Source organism: Streptomyces sp. NPDC051582, from assembly GCF_040681715.1.
Classification (GTDB): Bacteria; Actinomycetota; Actinomycetes; order Streptomycetales; family Streptomycetaceae; genus Streptomyces.
In genome coordinates this window covers 102,461-121,084 of the sequence record NZ_JBFAZJ010000010.1, presented here as the reverse complement: position 1 = coordinate 121,084, position 18,624 = coordinate 102,461, and the positions used below count along the sequence as shown (strand labels likewise).

The window sequence follows — 18,624 nt, the reverse complement described above, 5'->3', positions numbered from 1 at the left end:
TCCCCCCATCATGAACACCGCCGTCGTCGGGCCCACCGGCGTCAAGGACGTGACGGTCGCCGTCCGGGTCCGCAACCAGGCCGCCGCGCTCGACGCCTGCCTCGCCTCCGTCCTCGTACAGACCATCGGCACGGACCGGCTGGAGCTCATCGGCGTCGACGACGGGTCGACGGACGAGAGCGGGTCCGTGCTGGCGCGGGTGGCCCACCAGTACCCCGCCTTCGTACGCGCGGGACAGGTCTCGCCCGGGCTGAGCGGGGCCGGGGCCCGCAACTGGGCGCTGAGCCAGGTGCGCGGACGGTACGTCATCTTCCTGGAGGCCACCGACCGGCTGGCGCCCGACGCGCTGGAGCGGATGGTCACGGCGGCCGACGCGTACGAGGCCGACGTCGTGCTGGGCAAGCCGGAGGGCCCGGGCCGGCCTGCGGCCGAGACGGCGGTGTTCCGCAAGAGCCAGGCCTACACCGACCTGTACGCCTCGCGCGTCTACTGGTCGCTGACCCCGGACAAGCTGTTCCGCACCAGCCTGCTCCAGCGCCGCGGGCTGGCCTTCCCCACCGACATGCCGATCGGCGACGACCAGGCCTTCACGGCCCGCGCCCTCGTCGGCGCGGACAACGTCGCGGTCGTCGGCGAGGCGACCTGTGTGGTCAAGGGCGCCTCACCGGCGGAGCGGGCGACGCTGCCGGACCGGGTGGCCCTGGCTTCGCGGATGCTGGCGCTGGTCGCCTCGCAGCTGCCCGAGGGGCCGCGCCGCGACAAGCTCCAGTCGCGCCACCTGGAGGTCGAACTCGGCAGGGCGACCGCGGCCGCGCTGCTCTCCGCCGCGGACCCGGCGGAGCGGGACCAGGCGCTGTGGGCGGCCGCCGAGGTGCTGCGCGCCCAGGCCTCCCCGGGCGCGCTGGCGCTGCTGCCGCGCATGGTGGCCGTACGGTTCGCCCTGCTGGCGCAGGGCCGCTTCGCCGAGGCGCAGCGGATCGCGGCCTTCGAGGCGGACAAGGACCGGCCGGCGGTGCGCAAGACGGTCGAGAACGGCCGGGTGTTCACGACGCTGCCGTTCTTCCGCGATCCGCAGGTCGCCCTGCCGGACGAGCTGTTCGACATCACCGCCGACATGACGGTCACCCATCAGCTGGAGAAGGCCCAGTGGGACGGGCCGATGCTGCTGCTGGAGGGCTTCGCCTTCTTCGAGCAGCTGTCGACGAAGGACCGCGCCACCCGTGTCGTCCTGCGCGAGCGGACGAGCGGGGCGCAGGAGAGCTGCTCCGTCACGGCCCGCCGGGACGACGATCTGACCAATGCCAAGGGCCGGCCCCGGGCGATGGGCCGGTTCTCCTGCCGGGTCAACCTGGGACAGACGTCCAGTGGCTGGCCGCTCCCGCCCGGCACCTGGGACCTCCACCTCGCGGTCGGGTTCGAGGGCGTGACGCAGGAGGTCCGGCTCGGCCCGAAGCGCTCCGCCGCTTTGGACACCACCGCCCGGATGCCGGTGCGGATCGCGGCGGCGCCCGATGCGCAGGGCATGGAGCTGACGGCCACCCCGTACTACACGGAGTCCGGCGGTCTCAGCATCGAGGTGTCCCGGCGGACGCCGCTGCCGCGGCAGGCCTGAGGCGCGGCCTCCGAGGCCGTGCGCGTGGCCATGCTCAGGTCCACGCGCACGGCCTCAGGCGGCCTCCCAGGGCCCGAACACCAGCCCCTGCTGAGTGGTGTCCTGGCGGGTGCAGATCAGCGCGCCCCGCGCGTCGAAGGCGGCCACGACGATGCGGCCCGCCGCGTCGACCGCGACCTGGGGGGCGTACGCGCCGTGCCCGCCGAGGGAGGCCCACCAGGCGCCGTAGCCCTCGTTCTCGGTGACGTAGGCGGTGAGTTCGACGTCGCCCTCGGCGCCGGTCTGCGCCAGCACCGTGCAGTCGTAGCCGCCGATGACGGACCGGACCACGCCCGGCGCGCCCTTGCCGCCGGCCCCGCCGAGGCCCATCAGGCCGCCCGGCGCGCCCTGGTGCCCGGCCCGCCAGGCGACCAGCGACCCGTCGCCCGGGTAGCGCCAGAAGTACGTCACCCGGCGCGGGCCCGTCTCGCACAGGACCGGGGTGCCGGGGAGGACCGGCGTGGGGATGCGGTCGGCGAGCTGGAAGCGGCCCTGGCCGACGCCCACCCAGCGGTCGGCGCCGGCCGGGCCGAGCGCGAGCAGTTCGAGCGGCCCGCCCTCCGACATGAGCGGGGCCACGTCGCCCTCGTACGGCTCCGGGGCCACCTGCTTCCAACCGCCCCACGCGCCCTCGGCGTTGCGGCTGCGGCGCAGGACGCCGCCCCGGCGCAGCGAGACGAGGACGTGCGTGGAGCCGGAGCGCTGGTTGACGGCGATGCGCGGCGGGCCGGTGAGCCGGTCGCCGGCGGGGCCGCCGCGCAGGGCGGGGGTGCCGAGGCTGTGCCAGTCGGTCAGGGGGCGGCCCGACTGGAACTGGGTGGCGACGACGATTTCCGGCCGCCCCGAACCGTCCGGGCCATCCGGGCCGTCCGGGCCCTGCGAACCGGCCCGGCCGGCCCGTACGGCGACGAAGTGGACGTACCCCTCGCGGCTCTGCGCCATCGCGGCGGAGCCCGTCCAGCCCGCGGCCTCGAAGACCTCCGGGCCGGTCCAGCCGGTGCGGGGCGCCGCGGCCTCGGTCCAGCGCAGCAGGCCGTGCGGGGTGCAGGCGTAGGCCGTCAGGCGGCCGTCGCCACCCTTGAACAGCCAGTTTCCGGCCGGTGGCGCGAACGGGCGGGGCCCTGGTCCGCCGGGGGGTGCGTCCTGCGTCGCGCGGGCGGAAGTGGCACCCCGGCCTCCGCTTTTGCCTCGGACCACGCCGCTCTTCACCCTTCTGCCGAGAATGTCCTGCTCAAGCGGCCCGGTTCCTCACCGGAGAGAACCAGCCACTCGAAAGTGTGTCTTATGATGCACCCCATCGATAATAGAAGGGCCCTGCCTCCATGACCGACCTGCCCTCTGCCACCTCTCCTTCCTCCCGGCGCAGGCGGCGGCGCGGCGGCAAGCGTGCCCTGCGGATCGTGCTGCTGACGGTGGCCCTGCTCGTCCTCGCCGCCGCCGGCGGCGGCTGGTGGGCGTACAGCCACCTCAACGGCAACATCGACAGCGTCGACCTCGACCAGGCCCTCGGCGACAACCGCCCGAAGAAGGTCGTCGCGGGCGCGCAGAACGTCCTCGTGCTCGGCTCCGACTCGCGCGCCGGCGCCAACGGGGACCTCGACCACGGCGACGTGAGCGGCGCCCGCTCGGACACCGCGATGCTGGTGCACATACCCGAGGGCCGGTCCAAGGCCACCGCGGTGAGCATCCCGCGCGACACCCTGATCAGCCGGCCCGAATGCAAGGACGCCGACGGCAAGACGGTCAAGCCGGCGAACCGGGTCATGTTCAACTCGGTCTACTCGCTGGCCGGTCCGGCCTGCGTGGTCAAGACCGTCGAGCAGATGTCCGGGATCCGCGTGGACCACTTCGTCGAGGTCGACTTCGCCGGGTTCAAGGGCCTGGTGGACGCGCTCGGCGGGGTCACCGTCACCCTGGACAAGCCGATGAGCGGTGCGAAGGGCGGGCTCAAGCTGGACGCCGGCACGCACCGGCTGAACGGCACCGACTCGCTCAAGTTCGTCCGTACCCGCTACGGCTACGGGGACGGCAGCGACCTCGGGCGCATAGGCCTCCAGCAGCAGTTCATGATGGCGATGCTGTCGGAGATCAAGAAGCAGGACGCCCTCGGCAACCCGGCCCGGCTCTACAAGCTGGCCGACGCCGGTACGAAGTCGCTGACGACCGACTCCGACCTGGCCTCCCTCACCTCCCTGGCCGACTTCGCCCAGAGCATGAAGGGCGTGGACCCGGACACCATGGAGACGATCATGCTCCCGGTCGCCTACGACAAGGTGGACCCGAACCGCGTGGTCGTCGCCGAACCGCAGGCGGGCAAGCTCTGGGAGGCCCTGCGCACCGACCAGAAGATCCCGGCCGACGCCAAGAACTCCCCCGCCAAGGGCTGAGACCGCGGCACGGCCACACGGAAGCGGGCCGTACGGGAACTGTTCCCGTACGGCCCGCTTCTTCGTGCGTCGGCCCCTCGGGCGCGGGCCTAGAACTCCGCTTCCTGGCCGGACTTGCCGAGGCGGCTGTGCTGCCGGCCGTACAGGAAGTACACGACGAAGCCGATGACCATCCAGATGCCGAACCGGATCCAGGTCTCGGCCGGCAGGTTGAGCATCAGCCAGAGCGAGGCCGCGATCGACAGGATCGGGATCACCGGCACCCACGGGGTACGGAACGCCCGGTGCAGGTCGGGGCGGGTCCGGCGCAGGATGATCACGCCGAGGGCGACGAGCACGAAGGCGAACAGCGTGCCGATGTTCACCAGCTCCGCGAGCTTCTCCAGGCTGGTGAAGCCCGCGACGACGGCGATGATCCCGCCGAGCAGGATGGTCGCCCGGTAGGGGGTCCGGTACTTGGGGTGGGTGACCGAGAAGACGCGCGGCAGCAGTCCGTCACGGCTCATCGCGAAGAACACGCGGGTCTGGCCGAGCAGCAGGATCATGCTCACGGTGATCAGACCGACGGCCGCACCGAGACTGATGGCGCCGGAGAAGAAGGGCTGGTTCACCGATTTGAAGGCTTCGGCCAGTGGCGCGGTCGGCGACATCTCCGAGTACTTCTGCATGCCGGTGACCACCAGCGTCACGGCGACGTAGAGGAAGGTGCAGATCACGAGCGAGCCGAGGATGCCGCGCGGCATGTCCCGCTGGGGGTTCCGCGTCTCCTCCGCCGCGGTGGCCACGACGTCGAAGCCGATGAAGGCGAAGAAGATGAGGGAGGCCGCCGTGAAGATGCCCATGACGCCGAAGTTGGTGGGCGCGTAACCGAACATCAACTGGACCAGCGGCGCGTGCAGACCGTTGCCCGCCTCCTGTGGCTGGGCCGGCGGGATGAAGGGCGAGTAGTTGTCGCCCTTGATGAAGAACAGGCCCGCGATGATGACGAGCAGCACCACGGCGACCTTGATCGCGACCACGATCGCCGTGATCCGCGCCGAGAGCTTCGTCCCGACGACCAGGATCACGGTCAGCACCAGGATCAGCAGGAAGGCCAGCAGGTCGAAGCTTCCTCCCGCGTCCGGCCCCTCCAGCGCCTTGGGCAGGTCCCAGCCGAGGTTGGTGTGCATGAGGTGGCGCACGTACCCGGACCAGCCGACCGCCACGACCGCTGTGCCCAGCGCGAATTCGAGCACCAGGTCCCAGCCGATGATCCAGGCGGGCAGCTCGCCGATCGAGGCGTACGAGAAGGTGTACGCCGATCCGGCCACCGGCACGGTGGACGCGAACTCGGCGTAGCAGAGCGCCGCGAGGGCGCAGACGATGCCCGCCGCCACGAAGGCCAGGGCAGTGGCGGGTCCGGCATTGTTCCGGGCCGCGATGCCCGTGAGCACGAAGATGCCGGTGCCGATGATGACGCCCACACCGAAGACCGTCAGGTCCCAGGCGGAGAGCGACTTGCGGAGTGCGTGTTCCGGCTCCTCCGTGTCACGGATGGACTGCTCCACCGTCTTGGTGCGGAAGACGCTGTTCAGGTCCTTGCTCACCGACGCACCTCCGACGGGCGACGACGTACGCGAACGGGCCGGGAGGCCCACCCCTCAAGGGTGATCTCCCGGCCCGTGACGTGCAACCGCGCGATCGGTCGTGACCGGTTACGGCCGGAGTCAGTCGACTGCGGTGGCCGGCTCGCTCTCGTAGCGCCCGTCCAGCTTGGCGACCAGGCCCGTGACCTGCCGGGCGATGTCCGGCGCGGTCAGGCCGATCTCGGCCATGATCTCCTTGCGCAGGGCGTGGTCCAGGAAGCGCTGCGGGATCCCGAAGTCGCGCAGCGGCACGTCGACCCCCGCGTCGCGCAGCGCCTGCGCGACGGCGGAGCCCACGCCGCCGGTACGGCCGTTGTCCTCGACGGTGACCACCACGCGGTGCCGCTCCGCGAGCGGGGCCAGGGCCTCGTCCACGGGCTTGACCCAGCGCGGGTCGACGACGGTCGTGGAGATGCCCTGCTTGTCGAGCAGATCGGCGATTTCCAGGCACATCGGGGCCAGTGCACCGACCGAGACGAGGAGTACGTCCGGACGGGTGACCTCGGCGCCCGGGGCGCGCAGTACGTCCATGCCGCCGATCCGGCCGACGGCCGGTACGGCCGGGCCCACGACGCCCTTGGAGTAGCGCACGACGGTCGGGGCGTCCTTGACCGCGACGGCCTCGCGGAGCTGGGCGCGCAGCTGCTCGGCGTCGCGCGGGGCGGCCAGGCGCAGGCCGGGGACGACCTGGAGGATGGACATGTCCCACATGCCGTTGTGGGAGGCGCCGTCGTCGCCGGTGACACCGGCGCGGTCCAGGACGAAGGTGACCCCGCACTTGTGCAGGGCCACGTCCATCAGGACCTGGTCGAAGGCGCGGTTGAGGAAGGTCGCGTACACCGCGAAGACCGGGTGGGCGCCGCCGGTGGCGAGGCCCGCCGCCGAGGTGGCGCCGTGCTGCTCGGCGATGCCCACGTCGTAGATCCGGTTCGGGAAGGCCTCGGCGAACTTGTTGAGGCCGACCGGGTGGAGCATGGCGGCGGTGATGCCGACGATGTCCTCGCGCTCGTGGCCGAGCTTGACCATCTCGTCGGCGAAGACCGAGGTCCAGCTGGCCGCGGCGGTCTTCACCGGCAGGCCGGTGTCCGGGTGGATCACGCCGACCGCGTGGAAGCGGTCCGCCTCGTGCTCCAGGGCCGGGGTGTAGCCGCGGCCCTTCTGGGTGAGGCAGTGCACGATGACCGGGCCGCTGAAGCGCTTCGCGCGCTGCAGGGCGGACTCCAGGGCCTCGACGTCGTGGCCGTCGATGGGGCCGATGTACTTCAGGCCCAGGTCCTCGAACATGCCCTGCGGGGCGATGAAGTCCTTGAGGCCCTTCTTGGCGCCGTGCAGGGTCTCGAAGAGCGGCTTCCCGACGACCGGGGTGCGCTCCAGGAGCTCCTTGCCGCGGGCCAGGAAGCGCTCGTAGCCGTCCGTGGTGCGCAGGGTGGCCAGGTGGTTCGCGAGGCCGCCGATGGTGGGGCCGTACGAGCGCTCGTTGTCGTTGACGACGATGACGAGCGGGCGGTCCTTGGCGGCGGCGATGTTGTTCAGCGCCTCCCAGGCCATGCCGCCGGTCAGCGCGCCGTCGCCGATGACGGCGGCGACGTGGTGGTCCTCGCGGCCGAGCACCTCGTTGGCCTTGGCCAGGCCGTCGGCCCAGCCCAGGACGGTGGAGGCGTGCGAGTTCTCGATGACGTCGTGGTCGGACTCGGCGCGCGAGGGGTAGCCGGACAGGCCGCCCTTGGTGCGCAGTCCGCCGAAGTCCTGGCGGCCCGTGAGCAGCTTGTGGACGTAGGCCTGGTGGCCGGTGTCGAAGAGGACCTTGTCCTTGGGCGAGTCGAAGACCCGGTGCAGGGCGATCGTCAGTTCGACCACCCCGAGGTTGGGGCCGAGGTGCCCGCCGGTCTTGGAGACGGCGTCGACGAGGAAGGACCTGATCTCGGCGGCGAGCTGGTCGAGCTCCTCCAGGCTGAGCCGGTCCAGATCGCGCGGTCCCTTGATGCGGGTCAGCAGCACCCGTGCCTCCTTGCAGTTGCTTGCTGGTCTGTCGAGTCTAATGTTCCGCTCGCGGCGGCGGTCATCGGGCGGTCCCTGGCGGGTCACACCTTTGTCATACATGTACACGGCACCGCGCGGTCACACATTCCAAACGGGCGTATACCCGCACAGTTGTACGCACATTTGTACGCACGGGTGCCCGGTGCCACACGAAGTGGCACCGGGCACTGTGACCGTTCTTACCGCACGAGCGCGGTGTCAGGCGCGTCCGGCCGTCTTCTGGGTCTTGCGGGTGACCGAGTCGATCACCACGGTGGCCAGCAGCACCGCACCGGTGATCATGTACTGGATCGGGGTGGCGATGCCTTCGAGAGCCAGACCGTACTGGATCGAGGTGATGACCATGACGCCGAGGAGGGCGTTCCAGGTCCGGCCCCGGCCGCCGAAGAGGCTGGTGCCGCCGATCACGGCCGCCGCGATCACGTTCATCAGCAGGTCGCCGGCGCCGGCGCTCTGGTTGGCCGCCGCGATCTTGGACGCCCAGAAGAGACCGCCGATGGCGGCGAAGGTGCCCGCGATGGCGAAGACCGTGATGCGGATCCCGGTGACGTTGATGCCCGCGCGCCGGGAGGCCTCGACGCTGCCGCCGAGCGCGAAGATGCTGCGGCCGAACGAGGTGCGGCGCAGGACGAAGTCCGTGCCGACCAGCACCAGCACGAAGAGCACCACCGCGAGCGGGAGGCCCTTGTACTGGTTGAACACCGCGGCGGGACCGAACGTGAACACGGCCAGCAGGCCCGTGCGCAGGGCGATCTCGCTCACCGGGCGGGACGGGACCCCCGCCGCCTCACGGCGCCGGTTGTCGAAGAAGCTGGCCAGGAAGTACCCGATCACCGCGATCGCGGCGAGGCCGTAGCCGGCCGCCACGTCCGTGAAGAAGTACGTGGTGAGCTGGCCCACCGGACCGTCGGGGTCGATGTTGATCGTGCCGTTGCTGCCGAGGATCTGCAGCATGGCGCCGGACCAGAAGAGCAGGCCCGACAGGGTGACCGCGAAGGCCGGTGCGCCGATCCTGGCGAAGAAGAAGCCGTGGATTGCGCCGATCAGGGCGCCGGCGGCGACCGCCGCCAGGATCGCCACCCACTGGTTGACCCCGTGGGTGACGGCCATGACCGCGAAGAGGGCGCCCGAGACACCGCTGACGGAGCCGACCGAGAGGTCGATCTCGCCGAGCAGGAGCACGAAGATGATGCCCACGGCCATCATGCCGGTGGCGACCATCGTGATCGCGATGTTGGTCAGGTTCTCCGGGGACAGGAAGTTCGCGTTCAGCCCCTGGAAGATGCCGCAGATGACGATCAGACCGATGACGACCGGGACGGAGCCCAGGTCGCCGGCCTTCATCTTGCGGCCGAACTCGCTCAGGTAGCCGGACAGGCCCTGCTCGCGCACGAGCAGGCGCGGGTCCACCGCGGGGATGGCGTCCGCCGGAGCGGCGGGGTTGGCCAGCTTGGCCACGTCTTCCGCCGAGGTGTGGTGTTCGGTGCTCACTTGCCGGCCTCCCCGGTGCGGGCCGCGCGGCGGGTCACGGCATTGTCCGTGGCACCCGTGATGGCGGAGATGATCTCTTCCTGCGACGTGTCCTTGACGTTGAAGACGCCGTTGTTGCGGCCCAGCCGCAGGACCGCCACCTTGTCGGCGACGGCCTTCACATCGGCCATGTTGTGGCTGATGAGGATGACGGCGTGGCCGCGCTCGCGCAGCCGCTCCACCAGGTCGAGGACCTGTGCGGTCTGCTCGACGCCGAGGGCCGCCGTGGGTTCGTCGAGGATGACGAGCTTGGGCTCGCCGAGCATCGAGCGGGCGATCGCCACGGTCTGGCGCTGGCCGCCGGAGAGCGAGGCGATGGGGATGCGGACACTGGGGATCCGGATGGACAGGGTGGTCAGGAGCTCGCGGGCGCGGCGCTCCATCTCCACCTCGTCCAGGACACCGCGGCGCTTGAGCTCGCGGCCCAGGAACAGGTTGCCGACGACATCGATGTTGTCGCACAGCGCGAGGTCCTGGTAGACCGTGGCGATGCCCAGGTTCTGGGCGTCGTGGGGCTTGCTGATCGAGACCGGCTTGCCGTCCCACTCGATGACTCCGTCATCGATGGGGTGGACGCCGGCGATCGTCTTGACGAGCGTGGACTTGCCGGCGCCGTTGTCGCCGACCAGGGCGACCACCTCGCCGGAGTGGATCTCGATTTCTACGTCGGTGAGCGCCTGGACGGCACCGAATCGCTTCGAGACCCCTCGCAACGCCAGCACGGGCGCAGCGGACACATGAACCATCTCCTTCGCCGCCTGACCGGCGGGGATGTCGTGCAGTAAGTGCAGGAGCGGGGTGGGCTGGGGGGATCGTTTCTGCCCGGCACCCCGCGGGTGGCGGGGAAGGAAGGGGCGGGGCGCCGGGCAGGCGCGGGGGTCCCGGTGGACCGGAGGCCGCGGGGGCGGACCTCCGACCGGCGGGACGACGGGCCTCGTGGGAGGCCTGGCGGGCCTGGGTGAGGCCCGGGGGGCCTACTTCAGGCCGAGGGTGGTGCAGGCGGCCGCGTACTTGTCGGTGCAGATCTCGTCGGCCGTGTAGACACCGTCCTTGATGACAGTGTCCTTGATGTTGTTCTTCGTCAGCGAGACGACGGGGACCAGGACCGAGGGGATGCCCTTGGTGCTGGGGCTGTCGACCGTGGAGGTGGTGACGCCCTCCAGCTTCTCGCCCTTGGCGAGCGCGACGGCCATCTTCGCCGCGGCCTCGGCCTCGGGGGCGTACGGCTTGTAGACGCTCATGAACTGCTCGCCCGCGACGATGCGCTGCACGCCGGCGAGTTCCGCGTCCTGGCCGGTGACCGGGGGCAGCGGCTCCATGCCGGCCGCCTTGAGGGCGGTGATGATGCCGCCGGCCATGCCGTCGTTGGCGGAGTAGACGCCGACGATCTTGTCCTTGCCCAGCGCGGAGATCGCACCCGCCATGTTGGTGTTGGCGTTCTCCGGCTTCCACTCCTTGGTGTCGTACTCCTTGCCGATGGTCACCTTGCCATCGAGGACGGAGTGCGCACCCTTCTTGAAGAGCGCCGCGTTCGGGTCGGTGACCGAACCGTTCATCATGACGATCTGGCCGGATCCGGCCTTGTCGCCCAGCGCCTCCAGCAGGGCCTTGCCCTGGACCTTGCCGACCTCTTCGTTGTCGAAGGAGGTGTAGGCGTCGATCGGACCCTCGGCGAGGCGGTCGTAGGCCACGACGGGGATGCCCGCCTCCTTGGCCTTCTTGACCGAGCCGGCGATGGCCTTGGAGTCCACCGCGTCGACGACGAGGACGTTCACCTTGTTGGTGATCATCGTGTCGACCTGGGAGTTCTGCGTGGTCGCGTCCTGCTTGGCGTTGGCGTAGACCACCTCGGCCTTGCCGCCGGTGAGTTCGGCGACCTTCTTCTCGAAGAGCGGCTTGTCGAACTTCTCGTAACGCGCGGTCTGGTTCTCCGGCAGGAGCAGACCGATCTTGATCGCGCCACCCGCGGCGGCGGAGCCGGACTCCTTCGGCTTCTCGCCGGCCTCCTTGGCGCTGCCACAGGCGGCAAGGGAAGCGGCCATGGCGGTGGCGGCTACGGCAACGGCGGCTCTGCGCATACGCGTGTTCATTTCTTGAACCTCCCTGACGAGGCCGCAACATTGCGGCCGAGGTGGACGTGAGTCAACCTCGGCCGCAGTTTGCCGTCAAGGAGTGAATCCTTAACGAGATGACAACGGTGCCATCCGTTATCTAACTGAAGGCAAGAGCTTGAGGGTCGGCGAACCGGCCAGAAGGGTCGAATCGCCCATCTCGCTCAGCACCAGGGCCAACGCGCCCAGCACCTCGGCCCGGCCGCCCAACGAGCCGGTGAGCACGGAGAGTTGACGTGCCGCACTGGGGATCGCGTACCGCCCCACCGACTCACGTATGGGAGCCAGGATCAGTTCACCGGCCTCCGCCAGCGAACCGCCGAGGACCACCCTGCTCGGATTGAGGACGTTGCACAGGTTCGCGACACCACTACCCACATGGCGGCCCACGTCGGCGATCACGCGACGGCAGCCCGGATCGCCCTCCCGCGCCAGTTCGACCACGCGCTCCATGGTGAGTTCGGGCCCGTGCGTGCTCTGCAGCAGCGGCAGTACGTAGCGCGCCGCCGCGAAGGTCTCCAGGCAGCCGCGGTTGCCGCAGCGGCAGACCGGGCCGGACTCGTCCAGGGTGATGTGCCCGATCTCGCCCGCGGTGCCGCCGGGCCCCCGGTAGATCTGCCCGTTGATCACCAGGCCCGCGCCGACACCGCTCGCGACCTTGATGTAGGCGAGGTCCTTGACCCCCCGGCCGCTCCCCCACACCAGCTCCCCGAGCGCTCCGAGGTTGGCGTCGTTGTCCACGTAGACGGGCACGCCGAGGCGCTGCGAGAGCTCCTGGCGCGGGTTGATCCCGGCCCACCCCGGCAGGATCGCGGTGGAGCCCAGGGTCCCGGATTCCACGTCGATGGGGCCGGGGACGCCGAGGCCGACGCCGATGACCTTCTCCAGGCCCACCCCGATGCCCGCGATCAGTTCTCCGACCAGGGCTTCCGCCCGGTCGAAGCCGTCCGCCCAGGAGGCGTCCACGTCCAGCGGGGCCGATTTCTCGGCCAGGACCTGGTGGGCGAGGTTGCCGACGGCCACCCGCAGGTGGGTGTGGCCGAAGTCCACGCCGATCACGATGCCCGCGTCACCGCTGAGCGAGACGCTGCGTGCGCGGCGGCCGCCCGCCGAGGTGTCCGTGACCTCGACGGTCCCACCGTCCTTGAGCTCGCGGACGATGTTGGAGACCGTGGCCGCCGACAGTCCGGTGGACCGGGCGATCTCCGCCTGGGTCAGCGAACCCGCGAGCCGCACCGCCCGCACGACCCGTTCGAGATTCGCGCGGTGCAGCGAAGACTGCGATCCGGGAGTCTGCACGACTCATCCACTCCTGCCCATTAGCGACGGCTGGCCGTCGCCCCCCGAGCCGGCGTCGCGGCTTGGTGCTCCGAGACCCCGGCGTCTCTCCAACTTGTGAACCTTAAGTCGAGCCTTTGGCCCTCCAGACGTCAAGAGGCTGACACGGAACGAATCGGCCACTACCGGTCATAAGTATGAGAGACATCCCTCTGGATCGTGTTACGGTCGCTGAGGCAACCGGTTCTCTGCGGCTTTCGAGCCGGATCGGGTGCCCCGCAATGACGGCGCTACGCAAGGAGGTGTTCGGGATGAGTCCCGATCGAAGTCTTTGCAGCGCTCTCGTCGGCTGACCTGATCGGCTGATCTTTCCCTGAGTGCACACGGCCGCGGTACGTCGCGGTCCGGCAGCGGCACGCGCCGCTTCCCGTGCGGTTCTGCATTCCTTCCTTCTTCTCCCCCTCCCCTTCCTTCCGCATGCCCCGCCGCTTCGGCCGGGCGTGCGTCATCCATGCCCCTCGGCGCGCCCGGCTGCGCTTCGCGCCGTCCCGCGCCGACCCATGATCACTCCCCGTGACCGCGCGGCTCCGTGCTGCCCGGACGCGGCGGAGGGAGGTATTCGTCATGACCATGCTCACCCCCCGTACCCCGACCAAGCTCGCACCGCCGGGCCAGGGCCGCCGCGAGCGCAAGGCGGCCGAGCGTCAGGGCCGTACCCGGCTCGCCGGCGAGCGGCTCGCCGGATTCAGCGCCCGCCCCGGCGTCCGGGTCCTCCAGGAGCTCGACGCCTCCCTCAGCGGCCTCACGCATGCCGAGGCCGCCCTGCGCCTGGAGCGGCACGGCGCCAACGTCGTCGCCCACGAGCGGGCCCCGCGCTGGTGGTTCCAGCTGGCGAAGGCGTTCTGGAACCCCTTCATCGGCGTCCTCGTCTTCCTGGCCGCCGTCATGTGGTGGCAGGACCCGGCCGATCCGGGCGTCGTCATCCTCTCCGTGATGGTGGGGGTCAGCGGACTGCTGCGCTTCTGGCAGGAGTTCCGCTCCGGCCGGGCCGCCGAAGCGCTGAAGAAGCTCGTCACCACCACGTGCGCGGTGCAGCGGCGGGCCGGCAGCGGCTGCGCTCCCACCACCTTCGAGGTGCCCATGGACCAGGTGGTCCCGGGCGACGTGGTGAAGCTGGCCGCCGGTGACCTGATCCCCGCCGACCTTCGGCTCATCACCTCCAAGGACCTGATGGTCGGCCAGGCCGCCCTGTCCGGCGAGTCCCTGCCGGTGGCCAAGGCCGACACGCGTGCGCAGGACCTGGGCCAGTCGGAGACCACCGATCCGGTCGAGGCCGACAACCTCTGCCTGATGGGGACTTCGGTCACCTCCGGCACCGCCACCGGCGTGGTCGTCGCCACCGGTGGCCACACCTACTTCGGCTCGATGGCCGGCTCACTGGCCGGCGAGCGCCCGCAGACCAACTTCGACAACGGCGTGCGCAAGGTCAGCTTCCTGCTGATCCGCTTCATGCTGGTCATGGTCCCGGTCGTGTTCGCGATCAACGGTCTCACCAAGGGCGACTGGGACGAGGCCTTCCTCTTCGGCATCGCCGTCGCCGTCGGCCTGACCCCCGAGATGCTGCCGCTGGTCGTCTCCGCCAACCTGGCGCGCGGCGCGGTCGCCATGTCCGAGCGCAAGGTCGTCGTCAAGCGCCTCAACGCGATCCAGAACCTGGGCGCCATGGACGTGCTCTGCACGGACAAGACCGGCACCCTCACCGAGGACCGGATCGTCTTGGACCGCTACCTGGACGTGCACGGCGACGAGGACAACGAGGTCCTGGAGTACGGGTACCTCAACTCCCACTTCCAGACCGGTCTGAAGAACCTGATGGACCAGGCGGTCATCAACCGCGTGGACGAGGCCGAGGAGGTTGTCGTCGACGCGCGGTTCTCGATGGTCGACGAGATCCCCTTCGACTTCGCCCGGCGCCGGATGTCCGTGGTCCTGGACCGCAACAGCGTCGTCGGCGGACTCGGCCGCCCCGAGCACGTCATGATCACCAAGGGTGCGGTGGAGGAGGTCCTGGACCTGTGCACCCACGTGCGCGACCGGGGCGAGACGGTCGAGCTCACCGATCAGCTGCGGTGGCACGTCACCCGCATCGCCGAGGACAACAACCGCCGGGGCCTGCGCGTCCTCGCCGTCGCCACCCGCACGATGGACGGCGCGCGCTCCACGTACTGCGTCGCGGACGAGGACCGGCTGACCCTGGTCGGCTTCCTCGCCTTCCTCGACCCGCCGAAGGCCGACGCCGCCCGGGCGCTGCAGGCCCTGACGGACAAGGGCATCGCGGTCAAGGTCGTCACGGGCGACAACGACCTCGTGGCCGCCCGGGTCTGCGCGGACGTCGGCATCGACGTCGGGCACGTGGTGCTCGGCCCCGAGACCGACTCCCTCGACGACGCGGCGCTGCGCGCGCTGGCCGCCCGTACGACGGTCTTCGCCAAGGTCAATCCGGTCCAGAAGGCCCGGATCGTACGGGCCCTGCAGGCGGACGGGCACACCGTCGGCTTCCTCGGCGACGGCATCAACGACGCCGCCGCGCTGCGCGACGCGGACGTCGGCATCTCCGTGGACACGGCGGTCGACATCGCCAAGGAGTCGGCGGACATCATCCTGCTGGAGAAGGACCTGACCGTCCTGGAGCAGGGCGTGATCCAGGGCCGGACCACCTTCGGCAACACGATCAAGTACATCAAGATGACGGCCTCGTCGAACTTCGGCAACGTCTTCTCGGTCCTGGTGGCGAGCGCGTTCATCCCGTTCCAGCCGATGCTCGCGATCATGCTCCTGGTGCAGAACCTGGTCTACGACATCGCCCAGCTGGCGACGCCGTGGGACCGGATGGACGAGGAGTACCTGCGCAGGCCCCGCAACTGGGACGCCAAGGGCATCGGCCGGTTCATGGTCTGCATCGGCCCGATCAGCTCGATCTTCGACATCGCCATGTTCGTGATCATGTGGAACGTGTTCGGGGCCGACAGCGAGGCCAACCAGGCGCTGTTCCAGTCCGGCTGGTTCATCGAGGGCCTGCTCTCGCAGACCCTGATCGTCCACATGATCCGTACCCGGAAGATCCCGTTCGTCCAGTCCCGCGCCTCCTGGCCGGTGATGGTGATGACGATCCTCGCGGTGCTGACAGGGCTCTACCTGCCCTTCTCGCCGCTGGCCTCCTCACTGGGCTTCGTGGCCCTGCCGACGGGCTACTTCCCGTGGCTGATCGGCGTGCTGCTGGCGTACTGCACGCTCACCCAGCTCCTGAAGACCCTGTACATCCGCAAGTTCGGCACCTGGCTGTGACCGGCCGCGCAGAGGAGGGGGAGACCGATGCTGCTCGACGAATGGGAGATGGCCGGGCACCTGGCCGCCGCGCTCGGCTTCGGGGCGGCCATCGGCCTGGAGCGCCAGTGGCGGGCCCGGTTGGCCGGGCTGCGGACGAACGCGCTGGTGGCGGGGGGTGCGGCGCTGTTCGTGCTGCTCTCGCAGTACGGGTTCATCGGCGCCGTCTCGGAGGTCCAGTACGACGGCTCCCGGGTCGCGGCCCAGATCGTCTCGGGCATCGGCTTCCTCGGCGCCGGGGTGATCATGCGTGACGGGCTGAGCGTACGGGGCCTGAACACGGCCGCCACCCTGTGGTGTTCCGCGGCCGTGGGCTGCCTGGCCGGCACCGGGATGTTCGTCCTGGCGGCCTTCGGCACGGCGGGCGTGGTGGGGGCCAACCTCCTGCTGCGCCCGCTGGGCCGGCGCCTGGACCGCGAACCGCGCGGCGGGGCGGAGGTGGCCACCGACTTCCACTTCGAGGCCGTGTGCCTGGAGGCGGAGGAGGCCCACATACGCCACCGGCTGGTCGACGCACTCGGCCGGCCCGGCTACACGCTGCGCTCGATCCGCAGCCAGGACGGCCCGGAGGCCGGCCTGGTGACGGTGTCCGCGCTGCTGACCGCCGAAGGGGCGGCGGGGGGCCGGATGCTGGAGGAAGCGGTCAGCAACCTCTCGCTCGACCCGTCCGTCTCGGCGGTCAGCTGGTCGGTCGTGCCCGACCCCTCGGTCTCCGCTACTTGAGCGTGGACGAGGTCAGACCGGCCTGGATCTGCCGCTGGAAGGACAGGTAGACCACCAGCATCGGGATCATGGCGATGGTCACGCCGGCGAACAGCACCGGCAGGTCCGTCTCGTACCCCATCTGGTACTGCAGCTGGATCAGGCCCTGGGTGAGCATGTAGCGCTCGGGGTCCGATCCGGTCTGCGGCTGCATCAGCACCGACGGCAGGATGTACTGGTTCCACTGCCCCAGGACATTGAATATCCCGACGCTGATCAGGCCGGGCTTGGCCATCGGCAGCATCACCTGGAAGAAGATCCGGGTGTCGGAGGCCCCGTCGATCACCGCCGCCTCGTGCACGGCCGTCGGCAGCGTGCGGAAGAAGGAGTGCATGAAGAAGACGGTGAAGGGCATCGAGTAGGCCACGTAGACGAGGATCAGACCCTGGTACGTGTTGAGCATGTCCAGGCGCTTGACCATGAAGAACAGCGGGACGAGCGCCAGGAACACGGGGAACATGGCCCCGCTGACGAAGAAGTAGTAGAAGAGCCGGTTCCCCGGGAAGGGGTAGCGGGCCAGGACGTACGCCGCCATCGAGCCGAGCAGCATGGTCAGCGGGACCGAGAACACCATCACGATCAGCGTGTGGGCGAAGTAGTCGCCGATGCCCTTCTCCCAGGCCCGGGAGAAGGCGTCGAAGTGCCAGTTGGAGGGCCAGCTGAGGGCCGAGCCGCCGATCTGGGCGTCGGTCTTGAACGAGCCGAGCGCCAGCCAGATCAGGGGCAGGACGATCAGTATCGCCCAGACGGCGAGGAACCCGTGGGAGAAGACGTTCAGCACCATGCCGTCGGAGCCGCGCTTCGCGCCCTCCCCGGGGCTCCGGCTGCCGCCGGAGCGTTCGGCCGAGGCCTCGCCCGGCGCCTTGATCACCGTGGACTCTGCAGTCATCGTGGGACTCCGCTCAGAACTCGATGCGCTCGCGGCGGGTGGCGCGCAGCGTGACGACGGAGAGGATCATGGTCAGGACGAGCATGACGACGCCCATGGCGCAGGCGTAGCCGCTCTTGCCGAAGTACAGGAAGTTGCGCATCAGCACCGTGGCCATGACCTCGCTGTGGTGGTCGGGACCGCCTCCGAACTGGCCGGAGGTCATGGTCGACACCAGCACGAACATGTCCATGGCGGCGATGCCCAGGTAGACCGCGGAGGTCTGCACGGAGTCCCACAGCAGGGGCAGGGTGACCCTGAGGAAGGTCTGGGCGCGCCCGGCGCCGTCGAGCAGGGCGGCCTCGTAGATGTCCTTGGGCACGGACTGCATGGCGGCCGAGAAGAGCACCAGGTAGAAGCCGACCCCGTGCCAGACCACCACCAGGAGCAGGCACCACAGCACGAGGTTCGGCTGGTTGAGCCATTCGACGGGGTGGGCCTGGTCCACCAGGCCCAGCTTGGTGAGGAATCCGTTCAGCAGGCCGCCCTCGTCGCTGCGGTACACCGCGCCGAACAGCACGGCGAGGATGGCGAGCGACAGGACCTGCGGGAAGAAGTAGACGATCTTGTAGACGGCGGAGCCCCGGACGCCCCGCACCCCGCCCGCCCCGCTGCGCCCTCCCACGTTCACCATGAAGGCGAAGAAGAGGGCCAGCAGGATGGTGATCGTCGGGACGAACACCAGGAGCAGCAGGTTGTGCCACAGGGCCCCGCGGAAGACCTCGTCCTTCATCAGCGCGGAGTAGTTGTCCAGGCCGACGAAATCGAACGTGGGCGACTGTCCGGACCAGTTGGTGAAGGAGTAGCCGAACGTCTGGATGTACGGCCAGATGACGAAAGTCAGGTACAGCGCGAGCGGCAGGAAGAGGAAGCCGGCGATGAAGCCGGTCCTTCCCTTGCCCCGGGCTACTTGGCTCATGGTGTCCGC

General features: G+C 70.0%; 13 protein-coding genes. 4 read left to right on the top strand and 9 right to left on the bottom strand.

Going from position 1 to position 18,624, the window contains the following annotated elements; genetic code table 11:
• Positions 1-10: 10 nt before the first annotated feature.
• Positions 11-1,612 carry a glycosyltransferase family 2 protein gene (locus tag AB0M92_RS15710; RefSeq protein ID WP_366102682.1) on the top strand — a complete coding sequence of 534 codons (1,602 nt, stop codon included), beginning with the start codon at positions 11-13 and terminating at the stop codon, positions 1,610-1,612.
• A 54-nt stretch (positions 1,613-1,666) separates the two neighbouring features.
• Here AB0M92_RS15710 and AB0M92_RS15705 read toward each other — a convergent pair whose 3' ends face one another.
• Positions 1,667-2,848, bottom strand: a complete 1,182-nt coding sequence (locus AB0M92_RS15705) for a hypothetical protein (RefSeq protein WP_366102681.1) — start codon at positions 2,846-2,848, stop codon at positions 1,667-1,669.
• A gap of 125 nt (positions 2,849-2,973) precedes the next feature.
• Here AB0M92_RS15705 and AB0M92_RS15700 point away from each other — a divergent pair, with 125 nt between their 5' ends.
• The gene (locus AB0M92_RS15700; RefSeq protein ID WP_366102680.1) at positions 2,974-4,038 is read left to right on the top strand and encodes an LCP family protein; all 1,065 of its coding nucleotides are present in this window, start codon (positions 2,974-2,976) and stop codon (positions 4,036-4,038) included.
• An 89-nt stretch (positions 4,039-4,127) separates the two neighbouring features.
• Here the strand turns inward: AB0M92_RS15700 and AB0M92_RS15695 are convergent, their stop codons facing one another.
• The 6 genes from AB0M92_RS15695 to AB0M92_RS15670 form a co-directional block, all read right to left on the bottom strand.
• Positions 4,128-5,624: an amino acid permease gene (locus tag AB0M92_RS15695; RefSeq protein WP_366102679.1), complete on the bottom strand. Its 1,497-nt coding sequence runs from the start codon at positions 5,622-5,624 to the stop codon at positions 4,128-4,130.
• Positions 5,625-5,744: 120 nt separating this feature from the next.
• Positions 5,745-7,661, bottom strand: a complete 1,917-nt coding sequence (dxs, locus tag AB0M92_RS15690) for a 1-deoxy-D-xylulose-5-phosphate synthase (RefSeq protein ID WP_366102678.1) — start codon at positions 7,659-7,661, stop codon at positions 5,745-5,747.
• A 240-nt stretch (positions 7,662-7,901) separates the two neighbouring features.
• Positions 7,902-9,161 (bottom strand): sugar ABC transporter permease, encoded by a 1,260-nt coding sequence (locus tag AB0M92_RS15685; protein WP_366102764.1) that lies wholly within the window; start codon positions 9,159-9,161, stop codon positions 7,902-7,904.
• A gap of 29 nt (positions 9,162-9,190) precedes the next feature.
• Positions 9,191-9,979: an ATP-binding cassette domain-containing protein gene (locus tag AB0M92_RS15680; protein WP_366102677.1), complete on the bottom strand. Its 789-nt coding sequence runs from the start codon at positions 9,977-9,979 to the stop codon at positions 9,191-9,193.
• A gap of 228 nt (positions 9,980-10,207) precedes the next feature.
• On the bottom strand, positions 10,208-11,323 hold the full coding sequence (locus AB0M92_RS15675) for a sugar ABC transporter substrate-binding protein (protein ID WP_366102676.1): 1,116 nt from the start codon (positions 11,321-11,323) through the stop codon (positions 10,208-10,210).
• 117 nt (positions 11,324-11,440) lie between these two features.
• Positions 11,441-12,643, bottom strand: a complete 1,203-nt coding sequence (locus tag AB0M92_RS15670; RefSeq protein WP_099889000.1) for an ROK family transcriptional regulator — start codon at positions 12,641-12,643, stop codon at positions 11,441-11,443.
• 603 nt (positions 12,644-13,246) lie between these two features.
• Between AB0M92_RS15670 and mgtA the strand changes: the two genes are divergently transcribed.
• Positions 13,247-15,967 carry a magnesium-translocating P-type ATPase gene (mgtA, locus tag AB0M92_RS15665; protein ID WP_366102675.1) on the top strand — a complete coding sequence of 907 codons (2,721 nt, stop codon included), beginning with the start codon at positions 13,247-13,249 and terminating at the stop codon, positions 15,965-15,967.
• A 27-nt stretch (positions 15,968-15,994) separates the two neighbouring features.
• Positions 15,995-16,729 (top strand): MgtC/SapB family protein, encoded by a 735-nt coding sequence (locus tag AB0M92_RS15660; RefSeq protein ID WP_366102674.1) that lies wholly within the window; start codon positions 15,995-15,997, stop codon positions 16,727-16,729.
• On the opposite strand, the gene AB0M92_RS15655 is transcribed toward AB0M92_RS15660, so the two are convergent.
• Together AB0M92_RS15655 and AB0M92_RS15650 are read right to left on the bottom strand one after the other, a co-directional pair.
• Positions 16,722-17,657, bottom strand: a complete 936-nt coding sequence (locus AB0M92_RS15655) for a carbohydrate ABC transporter permease (protein ID WP_366102673.1) — start codon at positions 17,655-17,657, stop codon at positions 16,722-16,724. The genes AB0M92_RS15660 and AB0M92_RS15655 overlap by 8 nt on opposite strands.
• Positions 17,658-17,670: 13 nt before the next feature.
• Positions 17,671-18,615 carry a sugar ABC transporter permease gene (locus tag AB0M92_RS15650; RefSeq protein WP_366102672.1) on the bottom strand — a complete coding sequence of 315 codons (945 nt, stop codon included), beginning with the start codon at positions 18,613-18,615 and terminating at the stop codon, positions 17,671-17,673.
• Between the last annotated feature and the right edge of the window lie 9 nt (positions 18,616-18,624).

Bases quoted from the DNA above. Each gene is read 5' to 3' on its own strand.
- AB0M92_RS15710 (WP_366102682.1), top strand. From the start codon at position 11: ATGAACACCGCCGTCGTCGGGCCCACCGGCGTCAAGGACGTGACGGTC.
- AB0M92_RS15700 (WP_366102680.1), top strand. From the start codon at position 2,974: ATGACCGACCTGCCCTCTGCCACCTCTCCTTCCTCCCGGCGCAGGCGG.
- AB0M92_RS15680 (WP_366102677.1), bottom strand. From the start codon at position 9,979: ATGGTTCATGTGTCCGCTGCGCCCGTGCTGGCGTTGCGAGGGGTCTCG.
- AB0M92_RS15675 (WP_366102676.1), bottom strand. From the start codon at position 11,323: ATGAACACGCGTATGCGCAGAGCCGCCGTTGCCGTAGCCGCCACCGCC.
- mgtA (WP_366102675.1), top strand. From the start codon at position 13,247: ATGACCATGCTCACCCCCCGTACCCCGACCAAGCTCGCACCGCCGGGC.
- AB0M92_RS15660 (WP_366102674.1), top strand. From the start codon at position 15,995: ATGCTGCTCGACGAATGGGAGATGGCCGGGCACCTGGCCGCCGCGCTC.
- AB0M92_RS15655 (WP_366102673.1), bottom strand. From the start codon at position 17,657: ATGACTGCAGAGTCCACGGTGATCAAGGCGCCGGGCGAGGCCTCGGCC.
- AB0M92_RS15650 (WP_366102672.1), bottom strand. From the start codon at position 18,615: ATGAGCCAAGTAGCCCGGGGCAAGGGAAGGACCGGCTTCATCGCCGGC.